This window comes from Rhodoferax sp. U11-2br (assembly GCF_018619435.1).
Lineage (GTDB): Bacteria > Pseudomonadota > Gammaproteobacteria > Burkholderiales > Burkholderiaceae_C > Rhodoferax.
This window is the reverse complement of the sequence record NZ_JAHFZF010000002.1, coordinates 238,564-256,233: the sequence shown is the minus strand read 5'-3', so window position 1 is coordinate 256,233 and position 17,670 is coordinate 238,564. Positions and strand designations below refer to the sequence as shown.

Annotated in this window: 16 protein-coding genes; 8 read left to right on the top strand and 8 right to left on the bottom strand. The window is 62.5% G+C overall.

Annotation, left to right across the window (positions count from 1 at the left end):
- Positions 1-240: 240 nt before the first annotated feature.
- The 5 genes from KKO72_RS02460 to katG all read left to right on the top strand — a co-directional run bounded on the left by KKO72_RS02460 (position 241) and on the right by katG (position 7,089).
- The gene (locus tag KKO72_RS02460) at positions 241-1,497 is read left to right on the top strand and encodes a Zn-dependent hydrolase (RefSeq protein ID WP_214935112.1); all 1,257 of its coding nucleotides are present in this window, start codon (positions 241-243) and stop codon (positions 1,495-1,497) included.
- A gap of 207 nt (positions 1,498-1,704) precedes the next feature.
- Positions 1,705-2,556, top strand: a complete 852-nt coding sequence (locus tag KKO72_RS02455) for a YihY/virulence factor BrkB family protein (RefSeq protein ID WP_256445058.1) — start codon at positions 1,705-1,707, stop codon at positions 2,554-2,556.
- 117 nt (positions 2,557-2,673) lie between these two features.
- Positions 2,674-3,510 carry a GGDEF domain-containing protein gene (locus KKO72_RS02450; RefSeq protein ID WP_214935107.1) on the top strand — a complete coding sequence of 279 codons (837 nt, stop codon included), beginning with the start codon at positions 2,674-2,676 and terminating at the stop codon, positions 3,508-3,510.
- Positions 3,511-3,660: 150 nt separating this feature from the next.
- Positions 3,661-4,782 (top strand): PQQ-dependent sugar dehydrogenase, encoded by a 1,122-nt coding sequence (locus tag KKO72_RS02445; protein ID WP_214935105.1) that lies wholly within the window; start codon positions 3,661-3,663, stop codon positions 4,780-4,782.
- Between the two features lie 132 nt (positions 4,783-4,914).
- Positions 4,915-7,089: a catalase/peroxidase HPI gene (katG, locus tag KKO72_RS02440; protein ID WP_371736801.1), complete on the top strand. Its 2,175-nt coding sequence runs from the start codon at positions 4,915-4,917 to the stop codon at positions 7,087-7,089.
- Between the two features lie 126 nt (positions 7,090-7,215).
- Here katG and KKO72_RS02435 read toward each other — a convergent pair whose 3' ends face one another.
- The gene (locus tag KKO72_RS02435) at positions 7,216-7,638 is read right to left on the bottom strand and encodes a hotdog fold thioesterase (protein WP_214935102.1); all 423 of its coding nucleotides are present in this window, start codon (positions 7,636-7,638) and stop codon (positions 7,216-7,218) included.
- Positions 7,639-7,753: 115 nt separating this feature from the next.
- On the opposite strand from KKO72_RS02435, the gene KKO72_RS02430 reads away from it, so the two are divergent.
- Positions 7,754-8,059: a single-stranded DNA-binding protein gene (locus KKO72_RS02430; RefSeq protein ID WP_214935100.1), complete on the top strand. Its 306-nt coding sequence runs from the start codon at positions 7,754-7,756 to the stop codon at positions 8,057-8,059.
- A gap of 83 nt (positions 8,060-8,142) precedes the next feature.
- Here the strand turns inward: KKO72_RS02430 and KKO72_RS02425 are convergent, their stop codons facing one another.
- From KKO72_RS02425 to ptsP, 3 genes are read right to left on the bottom strand one after another with little or no spacing between them, the layout of a single operon-like run.
- A complete protein-coding gene (locus KKO72_RS02425) occupies positions 8,143-9,900 on the bottom strand; it encodes a PTS fructose-like transporter subunit IIB (RefSeq protein ID WP_214935098.1) in 1,758 nt (585 codons plus the stop codon).
- A 43-nt stretch (positions 9,901-9,943) separates the two neighbouring features.
- Positions 9,944-10,924 carry a 1-phosphofructokinase gene (gene pfkB, locus KKO72_RS02420; protein WP_251140400.1) on the bottom strand — a complete coding sequence of 327 codons (981 nt, stop codon included), beginning with the start codon at positions 10,922-10,924 and terminating at the stop codon, positions 9,944-9,946.
- Positions 10,921-13,404, bottom strand: coding sequence for a phosphoenolpyruvate--protein phosphotransferase (gene ptsP, locus KKO72_RS02415; protein ID WP_214935096.1), 2,484 nt, complete (start codon positions 13,402-13,404; stop codon positions 10,921-10,923). The genes pfkB and ptsP overlap by 4 nt, the downstream gene beginning before the upstream one ends.
- Before the next feature lie 180 nt (positions 13,405-13,584).
- Between ptsP and KKO72_RS02410 the strand changes: the two genes are divergently transcribed.
- Together KKO72_RS02410 and KKO72_RS02405 are read left to right on the top strand one after the other, a co-directional pair.
- On the top strand, positions 13,585-14,616 hold the full coding sequence (locus KKO72_RS02410; RefSeq protein WP_251140399.1) for a LacI family DNA-binding transcriptional regulator: 1,032 nt from the start codon (positions 13,585-13,587) through the stop codon (positions 14,614-14,616).
- A 132-nt stretch (positions 14,617-14,748) separates the two neighbouring features.
- Positions 14,749-15,021: a hypothetical protein gene (locus tag KKO72_RS02405; RefSeq protein WP_078365033.1), complete on the top strand. Its 273-nt coding sequence runs from the start codon at positions 14,749-14,751 to the stop codon at positions 15,019-15,021.
- 15 nt (positions 15,022-15,036) lie between these two features.
- Here KKO72_RS02405 and KKO72_RS02400 read toward each other — a convergent pair whose 3' ends face one another.
- The 4 genes from KKO72_RS02400 to KKO72_RS02385 all read right to left on the bottom strand — a co-directional run bounded on the left by KKO72_RS02400 (position 15,037) and on the right by KKO72_RS02385 (position 17,631).
- Entirely contained in the window at positions 15,037-15,915 is an 879-nt protein-coding gene (locus KKO72_RS02400) for a lipopolysaccharide assembly protein LapB (protein ID WP_214935094.1), read from the bottom strand.
- Between the two features lie 165 nt (positions 15,916-16,080).
- Positions 16,081-16,296 (bottom strand): hypothetical protein, encoded by a 216-nt coding sequence (locus KKO72_RS02395; RefSeq protein ID WP_214935093.1) that lies wholly within the window; start codon positions 16,294-16,296, stop codon positions 16,081-16,083.
- A 136-nt stretch (positions 16,297-16,432) separates the two neighbouring features.
- Positions 16,433-16,960, bottom strand: a complete 528-nt coding sequence (locus KKO72_RS02390) for a disulfide bond formation protein B (protein ID WP_214935091.1) — start codon at positions 16,958-16,960, stop codon at positions 16,433-16,435.
- Positions 16,961-17,019: 59 nt separating this feature from the next.
- Entirely contained in the window at positions 17,020-17,631 is a 612-nt protein-coding gene (locus KKO72_RS02385; protein WP_214935089.1) for an FMN-dependent NADH-azoreductase, read from the bottom strand.
- Positions 17,632-17,670 lie beyond the last annotated feature (39 nt).

The following is a 17,670-nucleotide window of genomic DNA, read 5'->3' as shown; positions in this document are numbered from 1 at the left end:
GCAGGGGCGGGCGGGAAAAGGGCTGGCGATTGTCTGAGGGAAGCGAGTTCGAGCCAGACCCCGCCTGACACGAGCAGCGCAAGGCACCGCGCAGCGGCCCGGACGTCGGCTCGCCTTTTCTTTGGCTACTTTCATTTGGCGAAGCAAAAGAAAGTAGCTCGCCCGCCGGGGCGAGACCCGGCCAACAGCGCCGTCAGCTCCAACTGAATCAACCACCCCTTCACCCGTGAGGAACACCAAATGACCACAACCACCACCGACATCTCCACACTGCGCATCAACGGCCAGCGCCTCTGGGACTCTTTGATGGAACTCGCCAAAATCGGCGAAACCCCAAAAGGCGGCGTCTGCCGACTCACCCTCACTGACCTCGACAAACAAGGCCGTGACCTGGTCACAAAATGGGCCAGAGAAGCCGGTTTGACCGTCACCATCGACAAAATCGGCAACGGCTTCATGCGCCGCCCGGGCCGCAACAACGCGCTGCCACCCATCGTCACCGGCAGCCACATCGACACCCAGCCCACGGGCGGGAAGTTCGATGGCAACTACGGTGTGTTGGCCGGGTTGGAGGTGATGCGCACACTCAACGACCAAGGGATCGAGACCGAGGCGCCGATGGAGGTCAGCTTCTGGACCAACGAGGAAGGCTCGCGTTTTGTGCCGGTGATGATGGGCTCGGGGGTGTTCTCCAAAACCTTCACGCTGGAACACGCCTACGCAGCCAAGGACATTGACGGCAAAACGGTCGGTGAAGAACTGGCTCGCATTGGCTACATCGGTGAGCAGGAGCCCGGTGACCACCCGATTGGCGCGTTTTTCGAGACCCACATCGAACAAGGCCCGGTGCTCGAAGACAACGATGTGACGATTGGGGTGGTGCAGGGTGTGCTGGGCATCCGCTGGTTTGACTGCACCGTGACCGGCATGGAAGCGCATGCGGGCCCGACGCCGATGGCGTTGCGCAAGGACGCGATGCAGGTTGCCGCGCAGATCATGCAAGAGGTGGTGGCGACTGCGATGCGCCACCAGCCGCATGGCCGTGGCACGGTGGGCATGGTGCAGGTGTTTCCGAACAGCCGCAATGTGATCCCGGGGCGCGTCAAATTCTCCATCGACCTGCGCAACAGCACAGACGCGCTGGTGGACCAAATGGCCGATGAGGTGAAAGCCTTCGCCGCCAGCATCAGCACCAAGACCGGGCTGGACGTGAAGATTGAACTGGTCTCCAGCTACCCGGCGCAGGCCTTCCACGAGGACTGCAAAGGCGCGGTGGCCAAGGCAGCGACCAAGCTGGGTTATTCGAACATGCCGGTGGTGTCCGGCGCCGGGCATGACGCGGTCTACATGTCGCAACTCGCACCCACCGGCATGATCTTCATCCCGTGCAAGGACGGCATCAGCCACAACGAGATCGAGTCCGCAACACCTGAGCACATCAGCGCAGGCTGCAACGTGCTGTTACACGCGATGCTGGAACGCGCCGGGGTGGTATAGGTACCGTTGGAGACAGGTCAACCATCTCGTGATCTGTCTGTCATGTGCGCTGGCGAACAGCCGACGCGTTACCCGTGGTGAATACTCGGAGCCCTCTTTGTTGTCCGGGGAAACCCATGCCATGTTTGCCAACCTGCCGCGCCTCGGTGTCCGGCTTGAACCACCGGATGGCTTGAGGTGCCCTGGGATATCCGAGCCTTCTGGCACTTGCTGACACAGACCGCGCAGTCCTGGCTGGCCGACTATGCCCTCAGCATGGGTGCGGCGCTGGCCTACTATACCCTGTTTTCTCTGGCTCCTTTGTTGCTGATCGTGATCTCGGTGGCAGGCCTGGTGTTTGGTGAAGACGCGGCGCGTGGCGAAATTGCGCACCAGCTCAGCAGCTTGATGGGCGATGCGGGTGCCAAAGCCGTGCAGGATTTGCTGGCCAGTGTTGACAAACCGCTGGAAGGAACGCTTGCCACCGCGCTGGGGCTCTTGATGTTGTTTGTTGGCGCCACCTCGGTGTTTGGTGAATTGCAGGATGCGCTGGACCGCATCTGGCGTGTGGCGGCGCCGCAGCCCAGCCGGGGCTGGCTGGCCCTGGTGCAGGCACGCTTGTTGTCTTTTGGCATGATTCTGGCCATTGGTTTCTTGCTGATGGTGTCCCTGGTGGCCAGTGCGGTGCTGGGTGTCATGGGCAACTGGCTGCAACCAGTGTTTGGCGGCTGGCTGGCGCTGGCGGCGGTGGTCAATGCTTTGGGCAGTTTTTTGCTGGTAGCCGCCATGTTTGCGCTGATCTACAAGGTGATGCCGCGGGCGCAGGTTCAGTGGCGGGACGTCTGGACCGGTGCGGTGTTCACCGCCACCTTGTTCACCTTTGGCAAATTCCTGATTGGTCTGTACATCGGGCGCAGCGGAGTGATCTCGGGATTTGGAGCGGCGGGTTCGCTGGTGGTGGTGTTGCTCTGGGTCTATTACTCGGCGCAGATTTTCCTGATCGGCGCCGAATTCACCTGGGTGTATGCCAATGCCTATGGCTCGCGCCGGGCGGTCACCACACAGCCGTCCAGCCCTTGAGGTCACGACGTTTGGCTCGATGCCAGCTGCGTGTGACAGCGCACAAACAAGCGGGCGGGTGCTGGGTACCATGCGCGATTTGGTCGTTTTACCAGACAGCAAACTGCTGCAACACCCATGTCTTCCCGCCGACCGCAGAAACCACGTCCAGCTGCCGCCAAGCAGCTTGAATCGCTCACCCAGTTGATGGGCCATGCCGAGGATGTGAAAACGCTGATGGAGGAGTTCGCCGAGGGGCTGTCTTCGGTGAATCTGGTGCTCAAGCAGGAGCATAGTGCCCCCAACCGCCAGTCCAGCATTGACACCGCCATCCAGCACAGCGAGATCCTGGAGAGCAAGGTGCAAGACGCAACCGACAAGCTGGCTCTGATGAACGAGGCGCTGGAGACCGAATGGCAGTCACGCTACGACCTGGAGGAACAGCTGGCCGCCGTGATTCTGGACGAAGCCGCCGCACGCCACGCCTCTCTGCACGACCCGCTCACCGGCCTGCCCAACCGCTCCTTGTTCGAGAACCGGCTGACGCTGGGGCTGGCGCAGGCCAAACGGTATGACCGGGCGCTGGCAGTGATGTTTTTGGACCTCAATGAGTTCAAACAGATCAACGATGTGTATGGGCACGATGTGGGTGATGTGGTGTTGCAGACCATCGCGGACCGCCTCAAGGAGACCACACGCCAAGCCGACACCGTCAGCCGCCTGGGGGGTGACGAGTTTGTTTACCTGCTGGCCGAGTTTGCCGACTTGCGCGACGTGCTGCGGGTGGCGCAAAAAATCATCCAGGCCATTCAAATCCCTTGCCAGCTGGCGCAGGGAGTCCTCGTGGTTCAGGCCAGCATCGGCATTGCGATCTACCCCAAACACGGCGAATCGGCCCAGGCCCTGCTCAAGAGCGCCGACCACGCCATGTTCAAGGCCAAACGCAGCAAATCTAGCTACGCTTTCGCGGGTTAAGGCTATCCATGCCCCAACACGGCTTGGGGATATGGCGTTTGGCATGCCTGGCCGCGCTTGGTTAGCATGTGATGCGATCTAGGCGGCGCCGCTTTTGCGCAGGCAGAGTTGGCGACCAGGATACTTGCAACAGCACACGAATGGGTGACGATGAAACAGTATCTGGTGTGGATTCTGAGCAGTGCCCTTGGCGCACTGGGTGCCAACGCCCAGGTAGCCGGGGCACAGCAGCCACAACCAGACATCCTGGTCAAAGGCCTGGAACACCCTTGGGGGCTGAGCTTCATCGACACCCAGCGCCTGCTGGTCAGCGAGCGGCCCGGGCGCCTGCGGGTGGTCACGCTGCAGGGCCAGGTTGGCCCCGCCATCACCGGGCTGCCACCGATCCAGGCGGCAGGCCAAGGTGGGCTGCTGGATGTGCTGGCCGACAGCCAGTTCACCAGCAACCGCATGCTCTATTTCTGCTACACCGAGCCCGACGCCACCGGCAGACTCAACTCCACCGCGCTGGCCTCGGCCAGACTGTCGGAGGATGAGCGCCGCCTGGACAAGGTCCAGGTGCTCTTCAGCCAACAGCCCAAGCTCTCTGGCAGCGCCCATTTTGGTTGCCGGATTGTGGAAAGCCCGGACGGCAAGCTGTTCCTCACGCTCGGTGACCGTTTCCACCACATGCAGGACGCCCAGACCCTGGACAACCACCTGGGCAAGGTGGTGCGACTGAACAAAGATGGCAGCGTCCCCGCCGACAATCCGCTGGTGGGGCGTGCCGGGGTGATGCCAGAGATCTGGAGCTGGGGCCACCGCAACATGCAAGGCGCGGCCTGGGGACCGGACGGCGCCCTGTGGACCACAGAACACGGCCCGCAAGGCGGTGATGAACTCAACCGCCTGTTGCCGGGCCAGAACTACGGTTGGCCGGTCATCACCTACGGCGAGCAATACGGGGGTGGCCCGATTGGCCAGGGCATCCAGGCCAAGGCTGGCATGGTGCAGCCACTGCACCAGTGGACGCCGTCGATGGCGCCCTCTGGCTTGGCCTTTGTCACCAGCGCACAGTACGGCCCGGTCTGGCAAGGCAGCTTGCTGGTGGGCTCGTTGAAATTCCGCTACCTGGCCCGGCTGGAACTGCAGGGCGGCCAGGTGCTGCGTGAAGAGAAGCTGCTGCAACAACTCAATGAACGCATCCGCGCGGTACGCCAGGGCCCGGATGGACTGATTTATCTGTTGACCGACAGCCCCCAGGGCATGTTGTTGCGGCTCAGGCCGCGCTGAAGCCTGGCCCGCAGCGGGCGGGTTTGCGCTATCGCGATGATTTGGAAAAACGATCCCGCTGAAGGCGGGATCTTTCTACACTGATCCCCGACAGCGACGAACCCGATTGACCACGTACCCAAGGAGATGACCATGAGCACAACCCCTCCCACCCCTGTCGGCCAATGCCCTGTGATGCACGGCGGCAACACGACCACCGGCCAGTCCACCATGGCCTGGTGGCCCAATGCACTCAACCTGGACATCCTGCACCAGCACGACAGCAAGACCAACCCGATGGGCCAGGCCTTCAACTACCGCGAAGAGGTCAAAAAACTTGACGTGGCCGCCCTCAAAGCCGACCTGCGCGCCTTCATGACCGACAGTCAGGACTGGTGGCCAGCCGACTGGGGACACTACGGCGGCCTGATGATTCGTATGGCCTGGCACTCGGCCGGCTCCTACCGGACGGCGGACGGCCGGGGCGGTGGTGGCCACGGCAACCAGCGTTTTGCGCCACTGAACTCCTGGCCCGACAACGGCAACCTGGACAAGGCGCGCCGCTTGCTGTGGCCCATCAAAAAGAAATACGGCAACAAACTCAGTTGGGCTGACCTGATCCTGCTGGCGGGCACCGTGGCGTATGAATCGATGGGTTTAAAAACCTTTGGTTTTGCCTTTGGTCGCGAAGACATCTGGCACCCAGAGCAAGACACCTACTGGGGCGCCGAGAAAGAATGGCTGGCACCCAGCGGCAGCACGGGCAGCCGCTACTCGGGTGAGCGTGATCTGGAAAACCCGCTCGCCGCAGTGATGATGGGCCTGATCTACGTGAACCCTGAAGGCGTCGATGGCAACCCCGACCCGCTCAAAACCGCGAACGACATGCGTGTCACCTTTTTGCGCATGGCCATGAACGACGAGGAAACCGTGGCCCTGACCGCCGGTGGCCACACCGTAGGCAAGGCGCACGGCAATGGCAGCGCAGCCAACCTGGGCCCGGCACCCGAAGGTGCGGATGTGGATGAACAAGGCCTGGGCTGGGTCAACCACACCAGCCGTGGCATCGGTCGCGACACCGTCACCAGCGGCATCGAAGGTGCCTGGACGACCCACCCAACCCAATGGGACAACGGCTACTTCCAGATGCTGCTCAAGCACGACTGGGAACTCAAAAAGAGCCCGGCCGGGGCCTGGCAGTGGGAGCCAGTCAGCATCCGTGAAGAAGACCGGCCGGTGGATGTGGAAGACCCCAGCATTCGCCTCAACCCGATCATGACCGATGCCGACATGGCGCTCAAGATGGACCCGGCCTACCGCGTGATTTCAGAGCGCTTCGCCCAGGATCAGGCCTATTTCTCAGACGTGTTCGCCCGCGCCTGGTTCAAGCTGACCCACCGCGACATGGGCCCCAAGGCCCGTTACATCGGCCCCGATGTGCCCGCTGAAGACCTGATCTGGCAAGACCCGGTGCCCGCAGGCAGCACTGACTACGACGTGGCGGCGGTCAAAGCGAAGATCAACGCCAGCGGCCTGTCGATCAGCGAGCGGGTGGCCACCGCCTGGGACAGCGCCCGCACCTTCCGGGGTTCGGACAAACGCGGTGGCGCCAACGGTGCCCGCATCCGCCTGGCGCCGCAGAAGGACTGGCAAGGCAACGAGCCAGCGCGCCTGGCACGGGTGCTGGCGGTGCTGGAAGGCATTGCGACTGAAACCGGCGCCAGTGTGGCCGATGTGATTGTGCTGGCTGGCAACACCGGAGTCGAGCAGGCGGCCAAGGCGGCGGGCTTTGAGGTGACGGTGCCGTTTGCGCCGGGTCGGGGTGACGCCACCCATGCGCAGACCGATGTGGAGTCATTCGAGCCGCTGGAGCCGGTACACGACGGTTTTCGCAATTGGCTCAAACAGAACTTCACGGTCAAGCCGGAAGAACTGCTGTTGGACCGCAGCCAGTTGATGGGCTTGACCGCGTATGAGATGACGGCGCTGGTGGGCGGCCTGCGCGTGCTGGGCACCAACCATGGCGGCAACAAACATGGTGTGTTCACCGGCCGCGAAGGTGTGTTGACGAATGATTTCTTCGTCAACCTGACCGACATGGCCTACAGCTGGAAGCCAACTGGCCGCAACTCTTACGAGATCGTGGACCGCAAGACCGGCCAGGTGAGGTGGACCGCGACGCGGGTGGACCTGGTGTTTGGCTCCAACGCGATCCTGCGTGCTTATGCCGAGGTCTACGCGCAGGATGACAACCAAGCCAAGTTTGTGCAGGACTTCGTCGCCGCCTGGACCAAGGTCATGAACGCCGACCGTTTCGATCTGCTCTGAAAGAAACAGCGCAAGTTGCCCGGATGGCTTGCGCTGTTGTTATCGCTTCTGGCTGCTGGTTAATATGTAATTTATAGCTATTGGCTCTTGATTTATAAGGACTAGAGGCCCAAAAGCCTTGTAAAGCTATTTGGGGGCCAGCACCGCCATGGTCAGGCGGGAGACACAGCTCAGTTCACCCGCATCGTTGCGCAACTCAATCTGCCAGACCTGGGTCGTGCGGCCAATGTGTACCGGGCGTGCTGTGCCGGTGACCCAGCCGCTGGTGACACCGCGCAGGTGGTTCGCGTTGATGTCCAGCCCCACCGCCTGGTGGCCGACCGGGCAGGCGTAGTTGGCCGCCACCGAGCCCAGGGTTTCGGCCAGCACCACACTGACCCCACCGTGCAACAGGCCAAAGGGCTGGCGTGTGCGGGCATCCACCGGCACGCGGGCGCTGATGAAGTCCTCACCCACCTCCAAAAATTCAATGCCCAGGTGGCTGACTGCGGTGTTGCCGCTCAGGGCGGTGATGGCTGCGACGGAGATGGGTTGTTGCCAGAGGCGCATGTGGGGGTGAGTCAGAGAATGAAAGGCAGCGGCACTATATGTCATGTCAGGCGTGGTCAGGTCGTGGCAACGGCTACCATCCATCCCATTTTTGAACGCGCTGAGGTGGCTACAGATGATTGACGGATTGATTGCAGGCAAGTTGTTGGGAGACCCGGAGCAGCGTCTGGGCAAGGGGGAGAGTCGTTATGTGGTGGCCAAAGTGCGCGCGCAGGCCGGGGATGGTGAGCACCTGATCGTCAACGTGATTGCTTTTGAGGCGATGTGTTGCAGCGACTTGCTGCTGCTGCGTGATGGTGACTCAGTGGCCTTGTCGGGCAGCCTGACGCCCAAGGCCTGGACCGACAAACAAGGCAACGTCAAACCCGCGCTGGACCTGGTGGCGCAGCGTGTGCTGAGCGCTTACCAGACTGACGACTGAGACGCTGCCCTGTCACACAAGCATGAAAAAGCCCCGCCGCGCTGGTCTGCAGCGCGGCGGGGCTTGTTTTTGGGATGCGGTGCTTAAGCGGCGTTAGCGGCCACCGGTTTCTTCAGGGCGGCCAAAGCCAGGGCACTGACCACGGTGCCAGCCACGATGGCGATCAGGTAGGCACCCAGATGGGTCACCGCATTGGGAATCGGCAGCACAAACACACCACCGTGCGGCACGCGCAGTTCAGCACCCATCACCATCGACAAGGCACCGGCCACAGCCGAGCCAATCATCAGCGCCGGGATCACGCGCAGCGGGTCCTTGGCGGCAAAGGGAATCGCACCTTCGGTGATGAACGAGATACCCAGCACGGCGGTGGCTTTGCCAGCTTCACGTTCGTCGACGGTGAAACGGTTCTTGAACAGCACGGTGGCCAAGGCCAGCGCCAGGGGCGGTGTCATGCCGGCGGCCATCACAGCGGCCATCGGTGCATAGACTTCGCTGGCGATCAGGCCAGTGGCAAACGCGTAGGCGGCTTTGTTGACCGGGCCACCCATGTCAAAAGCCATCATCGAACCCAGCAACAGGCCCAGGAAAATCGCGTTGGTGCCTTGCAGGCCTTTGAGCCAGCCGGTGATGGCGGCCAGCGCGGTGGCAACCGGCCCACCCAGGACGTAGTACATCAACAGGCCAACGATGGCCGTGCCAACCAGGGGCAGGATCAACACCGGTTTCAGGCCATCCAGGTTGCGGCCGAGCTGGATCTTGTCGTTGAGGAACTTGACGGTGTAACCTGCCAGGAAACCGGCTGCAATCCCACCAATAAAACCGGCACCAATCGAGGCAGCGATCATGCCGCCGATCATGCCCGGTGCCAGACCGGGTCGGTCAGCAATCGAGTGCGCGATGAAGCCCGCCAAAATGGGCACCATCAATGCAAAACCGCTCTTGGCACCAATCGTGAACAGAGTCCAGGCCAGCGTGCCCTTGTTGGCATCTTCGTAGACATAAATGCCGCCCAGCGCGAAGCCCAGGGCGATCAGCAAACCACCGGCCACCACAAACGGGATCATGTAAGACACGCCGGTCATCAAATGCTTGTAGGCACCGGTGCGGCTGGCGCTTTGCTGCGCCTTGGCGGCCTTGACCTGGTCGGCGTAAGCCGGGCCAGTGGCGGCGCTGGCGACCTTGGCTTCTGCCATGGCGGTGCGAACGACCTGTGCGCCGTCCTTGATGGCGGCCTTGGTGCTGGTCTCATAAATGCGTTTGCCGGCAAAGCGGCTCATGTCGACATTGGTGTCGGCAGCAATCAGCACGATCTCGGCGTTGGCCACGTCGGCGGCGGTGAGTGTGTTTTGCGCACCGACCGAGCCCTGTGTTTCCACCTTGATGCTGTAGCTGTTGGCCTTGGCGCCGGTCTCCAGGCCTTCGGCGGCCATGAAGGTGTGGGCGATACCGGTCGGGCAGGAGGTGATGGCCACAATTTGCGGCAGGCTCGGGTCGCGTGCGGGTGCAGCGGCGGCGGCAGTTTGTGCACCTGGGTTGACCTGGCCCAGGGCATGGCGGATCACGGCCTCGGCATCACGGATGGCGGCGACGGTGCTGACTTCGAGCATGTATTTGCCCGCAAAACGTGCGGTGTCGACGCGGGTGTCGGCCGCAATGATCACCGCATCGGCGGCGGCAATGTCCTCGGCACTCAGGGTGTTGCGGGTGCCGACGGAGCCTTGTGTCTCCACACGCAAGCTGTGGCCGGTGCGGTCAGCAGCCTGTTGCAGGGCCTCGGCGGCCATGATGGTGTGAGCGATGCCGGTCGGGCAAGCGGTCACTGCGACTATTTTTGACATGGTTTGTTTCCTTGGGTCAGTGAGGGAAAGGGAGTCAGCCTGTTCAGCTGAACGAACTGATATGGACCATTTGGGCCAGTGCCCGCACGGTGTCCGGTGCGGGCAGATGGGGCCCGAGCCGCGCCAGCTTGCCGGCCGCAAACGCGGTTGCCAGGCGGGCACAGTCAGACAAGCCCAGCCCGGCAATCTGTGCTGCAACGATGCCTGCCACCATCGCGTCACCAGCACCCACGGTGCTGATCAGCTCGGTTGGAATGGGGTGCGCCAGCAGGGCCTCTTTGCGGTTGACAAACAGCGCACCGTCGCCGCCCATGGACACCACCACGGTGCCCGGTGCGTTGGGCCGGGCCAGCAGCTCACGCGCAGCTGCCACCACTGAGTCGGCGTCGGTCAGCGTTTGCCCGATCAGCTCGGAGAGTTCAGCGCGGTTGGGTTTGATGATGTCGGGCGCCGCGCCCACACCGGCGTTGAGTGCCGCGCCACTGGCATCCAGCAACACATGGGCGCCCAGGCTGTGCACATGGGTGATCAGGCGCTGGTAGGTGTCGGCCGGCCACTGGGGTGGCAAGCTGCCCGAGGCGACCACCCAGCTGCCAGGGCTGACCATGCCGTCAATACGCGCCAGCAAGCGGTCAAACAAGGCCTGGATGGCCTCGGGTTCCAGCGTTGGCCCGGGCATGTTGATGTCGGTGGTGTCCCCGCTGCGTTTGTCCACCAGCTTGGTGTTGATCCGCGTGAGGCCATCGAGGTAGAAGAAACGGTTGTCAATGCCTTTGGCATGGAACAGGGTCTCGAACTGGGCCGCGTTGTCGCGGCCGATCTGGCCGGTCACGGCGGTAGCCACACCAAAGTCAGCCAGGCAAGAGGCGACATTGATGCCCTTGCCACCCACGTCGACCTGCATGCGCACAGCGCGGTTGACCTCGCCCAGCCGCAGCTGGTCGACTTCCAGGGTGTGATCCAGCGCCGGGTTCAGCGCCACCGCGACTACGCGCGGGTGGCTGTTGTGCATGGAGGGGTTCATAAGGCACGCACCTCATCGGCGCTGCCTGCGGCCAGCGCACGTTGTGCCAGCTGTTGCATGGCGTTGAACGAGTCACCACGCAGGGTGGCTTTGACAGAAGCGATGTCCTGGGCACTCATCGAGAGCTCATCCACGCCCAGCCCAGTGAGGATGCGGGCACCCAGCGGGTCACCGGCCAGTCCGCCACAGACACCGACCCAGGTGCCGTGTTTTTTGGCAGCGGCCACGGTGCGAGCGATCAGGTCCAGCACGGCGGGGTGCAGGCTATCGGCCTGGGCGGCCAGCGCCGGATGCTGGCGATCAATCGCCAGGGTGTACTGGGTCAGGTCATTGGTGCCCACCGAGAAGAAGTCCACCAGCGGGGCAAACTTGTCAGCCATCACCGCCACCGCAGGCACCTCAACCATGATGCCGATCTTGAGTTCGGGGCCGTTGACCTGGGCGCGGGCACGTTCGCAGTGCTCGCGCAGCGCTTCGATCTCGCTGGTGTGGGTGACCATCGGGAACATGATCCGGATCGGGCCGTGGGCAGCGGCGCGGTACAGCGCGCGTAACTGGGTGTAAAGCAGATCCTGGCGGATCAACAACAGACGCGCGCCACGCACCCCCAGAAACGGGTTTTCTTCCTGTGGCAGGTTCAGGTAAGCCACTTTCTTGTCACCACCGATGTCCAGCGCACGGATGATCAGGGTGCGCCCGCCCATGGCTTCGGTCATCTCACGGTAAACACGGTACTGCTCGTCTTCGTCCGGTGCGCTGTTGCGCTCCAGGAACAGGAACTCGGTGCGCATCAAGCCCACCCCTTCGGCACCGGCTTCGATGGCGACGCTGGCCTGTTTGGCGTTGGCCACGTTGGCGGCGATCTCGATGGTGTGGCCATCGCTGGTGGTGGCGGGCAGGTAACGGCTTTCACGCAAGGTGTTGCGTGCGGCCAGCTGGCGCTCGATCACCGCGGCGGCGGCGTCCTGGTCGGTTTGTGAGACGTCCAGGTAAACCGCGCCAACGCTGCCGTCGATCACCGCGAGCTGGCCTTCCGGTGCCGCCAGCAAGGCGCTGCCGGCAGCCACCACCGCTGGCAGACCCAGGGTGCGCGCCAGGATCGCGGTGTGCGAGGTCGGGCCACCGCTGCTGATTGCCAGGCCCACCACAAAGGCCATGTCGAGCTGCAAGGTGTCAGACGGGGTCAGGTCTTCGGCCACCAGAATGCTGGGTTGTGTGAGCACCAGGCGCTGGCGCTCGATGCCCAGCATACGTGCCAGCACCCGCTCACCCACATCGCGCAGGTCCAGCGCCCGTGCGGCGAGCAACGGGTCAGCCACACCCTGGAGTTTTTCGACCCGGGTCTGTAAGGCGTTTTGCCAAGCCCAGGCGGCACCATGGCCGCGCAGGATGCTGGCCAGCGCGTCGCGCAGCAGGTCGGCATCGGCAATGAGTTCGCGGTGCGCTGCAAAAATGGCTGCCTCGGTGGCGCCAAGGCGGCTGCGGGTCTGGGCCTCCAGGGTTTCGAGTTCCTGGCTGATGGCCAGCACCGCAGCCTCTAGCGCTTCACCTTCGGCCACCACATCACCCGGGATGTCGTGCACATCAAACTGGTGGCTGACGTGCCGCACCAGGGCGCCAATCGCCAAGCCGGGGCTGGCACCAATACCGTAAATCGCCTGCGGACTGCCACCCGGCAGCCAGTCGGGGGCGCTGCGCCGAGCAGCGAGCGCGTTGCGGCGGGCACGTTCGGCATCGGCCTTTTCTTCGCTGGACAGGGAGTGCACCACGTCCAACAGGGCGTCGACCGCGCGCCGGGCGTCCGGGCCACGGGCGGCGAAACGCAGGCTGTCGCCACGTGACGCGCCCAATGACAACAAACCGGTCAGCGCCTTGGCGTCGGCAAATTCCTGGCCTTTGTAGACACGCAGTTCACAGGCAAAACGTTTGGCGGTGTCGACCCAGCGCGTGGCCGGGCGAGCATGCAGGCCATTGGGATAGTCCAGCGTCCAGACCGATTGCGCATCGTTGGGCCATTCCTGCACGGCAGCGACAGGGCTGGCGGTTTGAACCGGTTCATCAGCCAGGGTGCCCACAATCAGTTGGGCGTCGTTGGTGGCCACCAGGCTCTCGATGCTTTGTGGCCGTTGCATCAGGCGTGTGAGGCGGCGCAGCAGCACGATGTGTTCGTCCGATTTGGCGGCAATCGCCACCACCAGTTGCGCCCGGTCGCCGTCTTTCCAGCTCACGCCATCACGGAACTGCACCACCGCCACGCCGGTGTGGTGGATCAGATGCCGGTCTTCCACCATGCCGTGCGGAATTGCCACGGCCGAGCCCAGAAAGGTGTTGGCGACCTCTTCGCGTTTGAGCATGCTGTCGACATAACCGGGGTCGATATAACCCGCATCCACCAGCAGTTGCCCGGCAAGGCGCACCGCTTCGGTCTTGTTGCTGGCCTGGGCGTTCAGTTTCACGCAGGCGGTTGTCATGGTTTCCATCCGTGTCTCCTTGCAGATCAATGGCGTACTTCGAGATTTTTGCTAAATGATGTAATCGTTTACATATTCATTGTCGACCAAATCATCGGATTTCTGTGCGCTTTTTGGGCGAAAAATACTAGGGTTTACCCTAAATTTGGAGCCTTGAGGATTTGAAATGGCGCATCAGAACTGGTTCTGATGCACAATAAATGGAATCGATTACATGGTAAGTTCGGAGGCGTGATGGTCAAGATCGTGGATGTGGCAAAGCAGGCTGGGGTGTCCACAGCCTCCGTCTCCCGGGTCATTTCAGGTTTGCCCGGCGTCAGCGAAGAGACCCGTAAACGCGTCAATGCGGCGGTCAAGGCACTGGGTTACCGTCCCGATCTGGCCGCCAGGCGCCTGCGCTCCGGGCGCACCGACACGCTGGGACTGATCGTGTCGGACATTCGCAACCCCTTCTTCACCGAAATCAGCCGCGCAGTGGAAGATGTGGCCTACCAACACCGCATGCGGGTGTTGCTGTGTAATGCCGACGAAGACCCCGAAAAAGAAGCTTTTTACCTGGAGATGATGCGTGATGAAAACGTCAGCGGTGTCATTCTCTCGCCCACCTTGTCGCTGCTGACGGATTTTCGGCCACAGGATCACCCGTTTCCGATGGTGCTGGTGGACCGCTGCGAGCGCGATGTGGAAGCAGATGCGGTGATGTTGGACAACTTTGACGCCGCTTACCGCCTGACCGAGCATCTGATCACACAAGGTTACCGCCGTGTTGTGTTCTTGTATGGCTCGGTCGGCTCCACCGGTCCGCAGCGTTACCAGGGTTACTTGGCCGCCATGTCAGTGGCGGGCATCACCCCCGAGGCCGAGCCGATCATCCCGCGCAGCGAACGCGCTCGCGAGGTGGCCGAACGTATGCTGCGGCGCAGGCCCCTGCCCGACGCACTGATGGCCAGCAGTGGGCTGGTGTTGCAAGGTGTTGTTGAGGCGGTCAAGGAGGCCGGGGTAACGGTGCCCAAGGACATCGCCATCGCGGGTTTTGACGACCTGCCCTGGACCAGTCTGGTGACGCCGGACATCACCGTGATCCGCCAACCCACCAATGAAATCGGCCAGACCGCGCTGCGTTTGTTGCTGGAGCGGGTGGTGATGCCCGAGCGGGCGGTGCGCCGGGTGGTGCTGCGTGGCGAGTTGATGGTGCGCGGATCAACCCAAGCCAGGGTCTGACAGCTAGCGCATGCCATGCGACCTGACTGCGCATTGGGGTTATGATGCTTTTCGGGCTGTAGCCCTTTTATAGATTGCTCAAGCAGCTATTAACCGTGTAGCAGTTTTGATCCGCTGATTTTTTGCCTGCCTATGCCAACAGACGCCCTGCTGACCCTCAAATTACCCGAGGGTTACTCTTTTGCCGATCTCAAGCTGCGCCGCTGCGCGGACGACGCCATTGACCTGGACATGGATCTGGTCAAGCTGATCTGCGGCATCAACGGCCTGGACTTTGACAAGGTCTGCCAGGACCCCGGGCCGGTGGTGACCAGCATTCTGACGGTCTGGTACAAAAGCCACCTCGCGCAAGGTGGCCAGCCAGATGCACTGATGGAGCAGCTCCGCCAACCGCAGCGGCACTGAACTGAGCGTCTGGGCTCAGCTGTCCCAGTCTCCACCGCCGACGTCGCCGCCCGCGTCATCGTCCCACGCTGTGTCACTGATGCCGAAGTTATTGCCGCCCAGGTCGGCGTTTTCTGCCAAGGGTTCATATCGGCTGTTGTCAGGCTGAAGGGACTGCGGCACAGTGGCACTGTGATCACCCATCACCTGGCGCCCTATGGCCTCGGCCGCCATCACACCCGCACCAACGGCCAAGCCAGTCGCCACACCCCCCATGATGCGGCCACCCAAACCGGTTCCGGCTGAAGGCGGGTAACTTTGTGGGTAAGTCGATGGCGGATATGGGGTCGAGCTTGGCGAGACACCGCCGCCCAGACCCCAAGCCTGGGCACCATTGAGCCCGCCTGGCTCCACCGCTGCGGGTGCTTGCCCCCCTGGCTGGGGCACCCGGCGCTGGAAGATGAGGTAGCCGCCAAGGATCACAGCGGCGGCCAGCAGCAGCGGCAACCCCCAGGCACTGGCCGAAGGCTGTGCCGCCTGAGGCCCGGCATCAGACACCAAAGAGCTTCGCGTGGTTGGGGCCTGGTGCTTGGCTGCCAGCTGCGTGCGAAGCGCCTGGACAGACTCTGACTTGGCGAACGGTAAGCCGGGAGCCAACTGGTCTGCGGTGGCCAAGGACTCGCGCGCCAAGTCCAGTTTGCCTTGGCGCGCGTACAGCTCTGCCTGGACAAAAAAGGCCTTGGCACTGCGGGGATGTGCAATCAGCAGTTGCTGCACCATCAGCTGGGCAGCATCGAGTTTGCCGGCCTGCGCCGTGGCGTAAATCTGGCTCATCGACGGCTCAGCCTGCGCCATGGCCAACCCGGCGCCCCAAAGAGAGGCCACCAGAACCAACTTGGCGAGCACTCTGAACATAAACGGATGCATGAAGCTGCCTTTCTGATTGATACAGACCGCCGGGAAACTCACCGGCGGACATTCAGATGTTGTGCGGGGCGTTGTGTGACACCACAAAGCAAAAAAGGCCCGCAGACTGCGGGCCTCGTTGCCAGATGGGTTTTGCCCATCGCTGTTGTTGATTTACTGTGCAGCAGAAGCCTTGGCAGCGGCTTTCTTGGCGGCGTGTTTCTTGACTTTTTTCTTGGCGGGTGTGGTCACGGGTGCAGCTGCATCAGCAGGTGCGGTGGTTGCGGCCGGTGCTGCGGGTGCAGCGGTGGCTGCAGGCGTTGCGGCAAATGCCAGGCCAGAGCCCAAAACAGCGGTAGCGATGCACAGGGCGGTAATACTTGATTTCATGAGGAGTCCTTTCGAGGGCCAGTGGTTGTCTGTGACGGTTGTGTTGGCTGTCAACCAACTGGGGACAACTGTACGGACGCCAACTTAGGACGGCCTTAGGGAAAACTTAGTCCTGGCTTAGGCCAGCTCTACCCGCCTACGCACGCCCCTTGTTGGGCCACACTTGCGCCACAACCACCGCAGCAGCCAGCAGGGCCATACCGCCCAAAGCGATACCGATCCAGAACGTGACCGACTCGCCCAGAAAGGTCCAGCTCACGGTGCCACACATGGCCCGTGGCTCAAACACATTGGGCAACCATTGCTCCAGCGGCAGCCAGTCCGGGAAACCCTTGAAACGTTTGCAACTGGCGTCGCCGCCCGCAGCCACGATGCGCTCCAGGTCCAGCAGCAATACCACCCGCGACAGACTCCAGCCCAAGGCGCCCACCCAGGCGACCAAGGCCAGCAGCCGCATCGGCCAGTATCTGGGGGCCAAGGCACCGATCAGCCCGGCAAGCGCGATGCCCAGCACCCCGGCACGGATGTAAATACATTCGTTGCAGGGTTCGACGTGCAACACATGTTGTAAAAACAGGGCGATGCCATCCAGCGCCAGCGCCAGGGCAGCCAGCAGCAACCAGGAGCGGCGTTGGGTAGACAGGGTATGAAGGGATCTGAGCACGTTGTGGACCTCTGTGAATCTGCCGCAAGCAGCGCGGCAAGCCAAGAAACACAGACAGTTTAGTGGGCGGCGGTGGCGATCTCGCCTTGAGCCGCGTTCATGGCTGTGGCCTTGGCGGCATCACCCATGGCCAGACCTTCGGCGCGCACGATGCGCACGTCGGTGATGCCAAAGAAGCCAAACACCACCTTCAGGTAACTTTCCTGGTGTTCCATGGCCTGGCCACCTTCGCTGGTGGAATAGGCACCACCACGGGTGGAGGCCACGATCACCGTCTTGCCGGTGGCCAGACCGGTCGGACCTTTGTCGGTGTAGGTGAAGGTGCGGCCCGGCTGGGCCAGTCGATCAATCCAGGCCTTGAGCTGGGTCGGGATGGAGAAGTTGTAAAACGGTGCGCCCACCACAATCACATCGGCAGCCAGGAACTGGCTCACCAGCTTTTCAGACAAGGCGTTCTCGGCACGTTGTGCCTCGGTCGGCTCAGCTTGGGCCACACCTTTGATGGCCAGCGCATCAGCACCAAAATGGGCAATCGGGTTAGCGGCCACGTCGAGGTACTCAACCGTGGTGTCGGGATGCCCTTTGAGCCACTGCGCCACCACCTCGGCGGTGAGCTGGCGCGAAGCAGAGTAGGTGCCCAGGATGCTGGAGTCGATATGCAGTAATTTCATGGTGAAAGCTCGGGTTGGGTGGAAAACCCAGCACAGCGG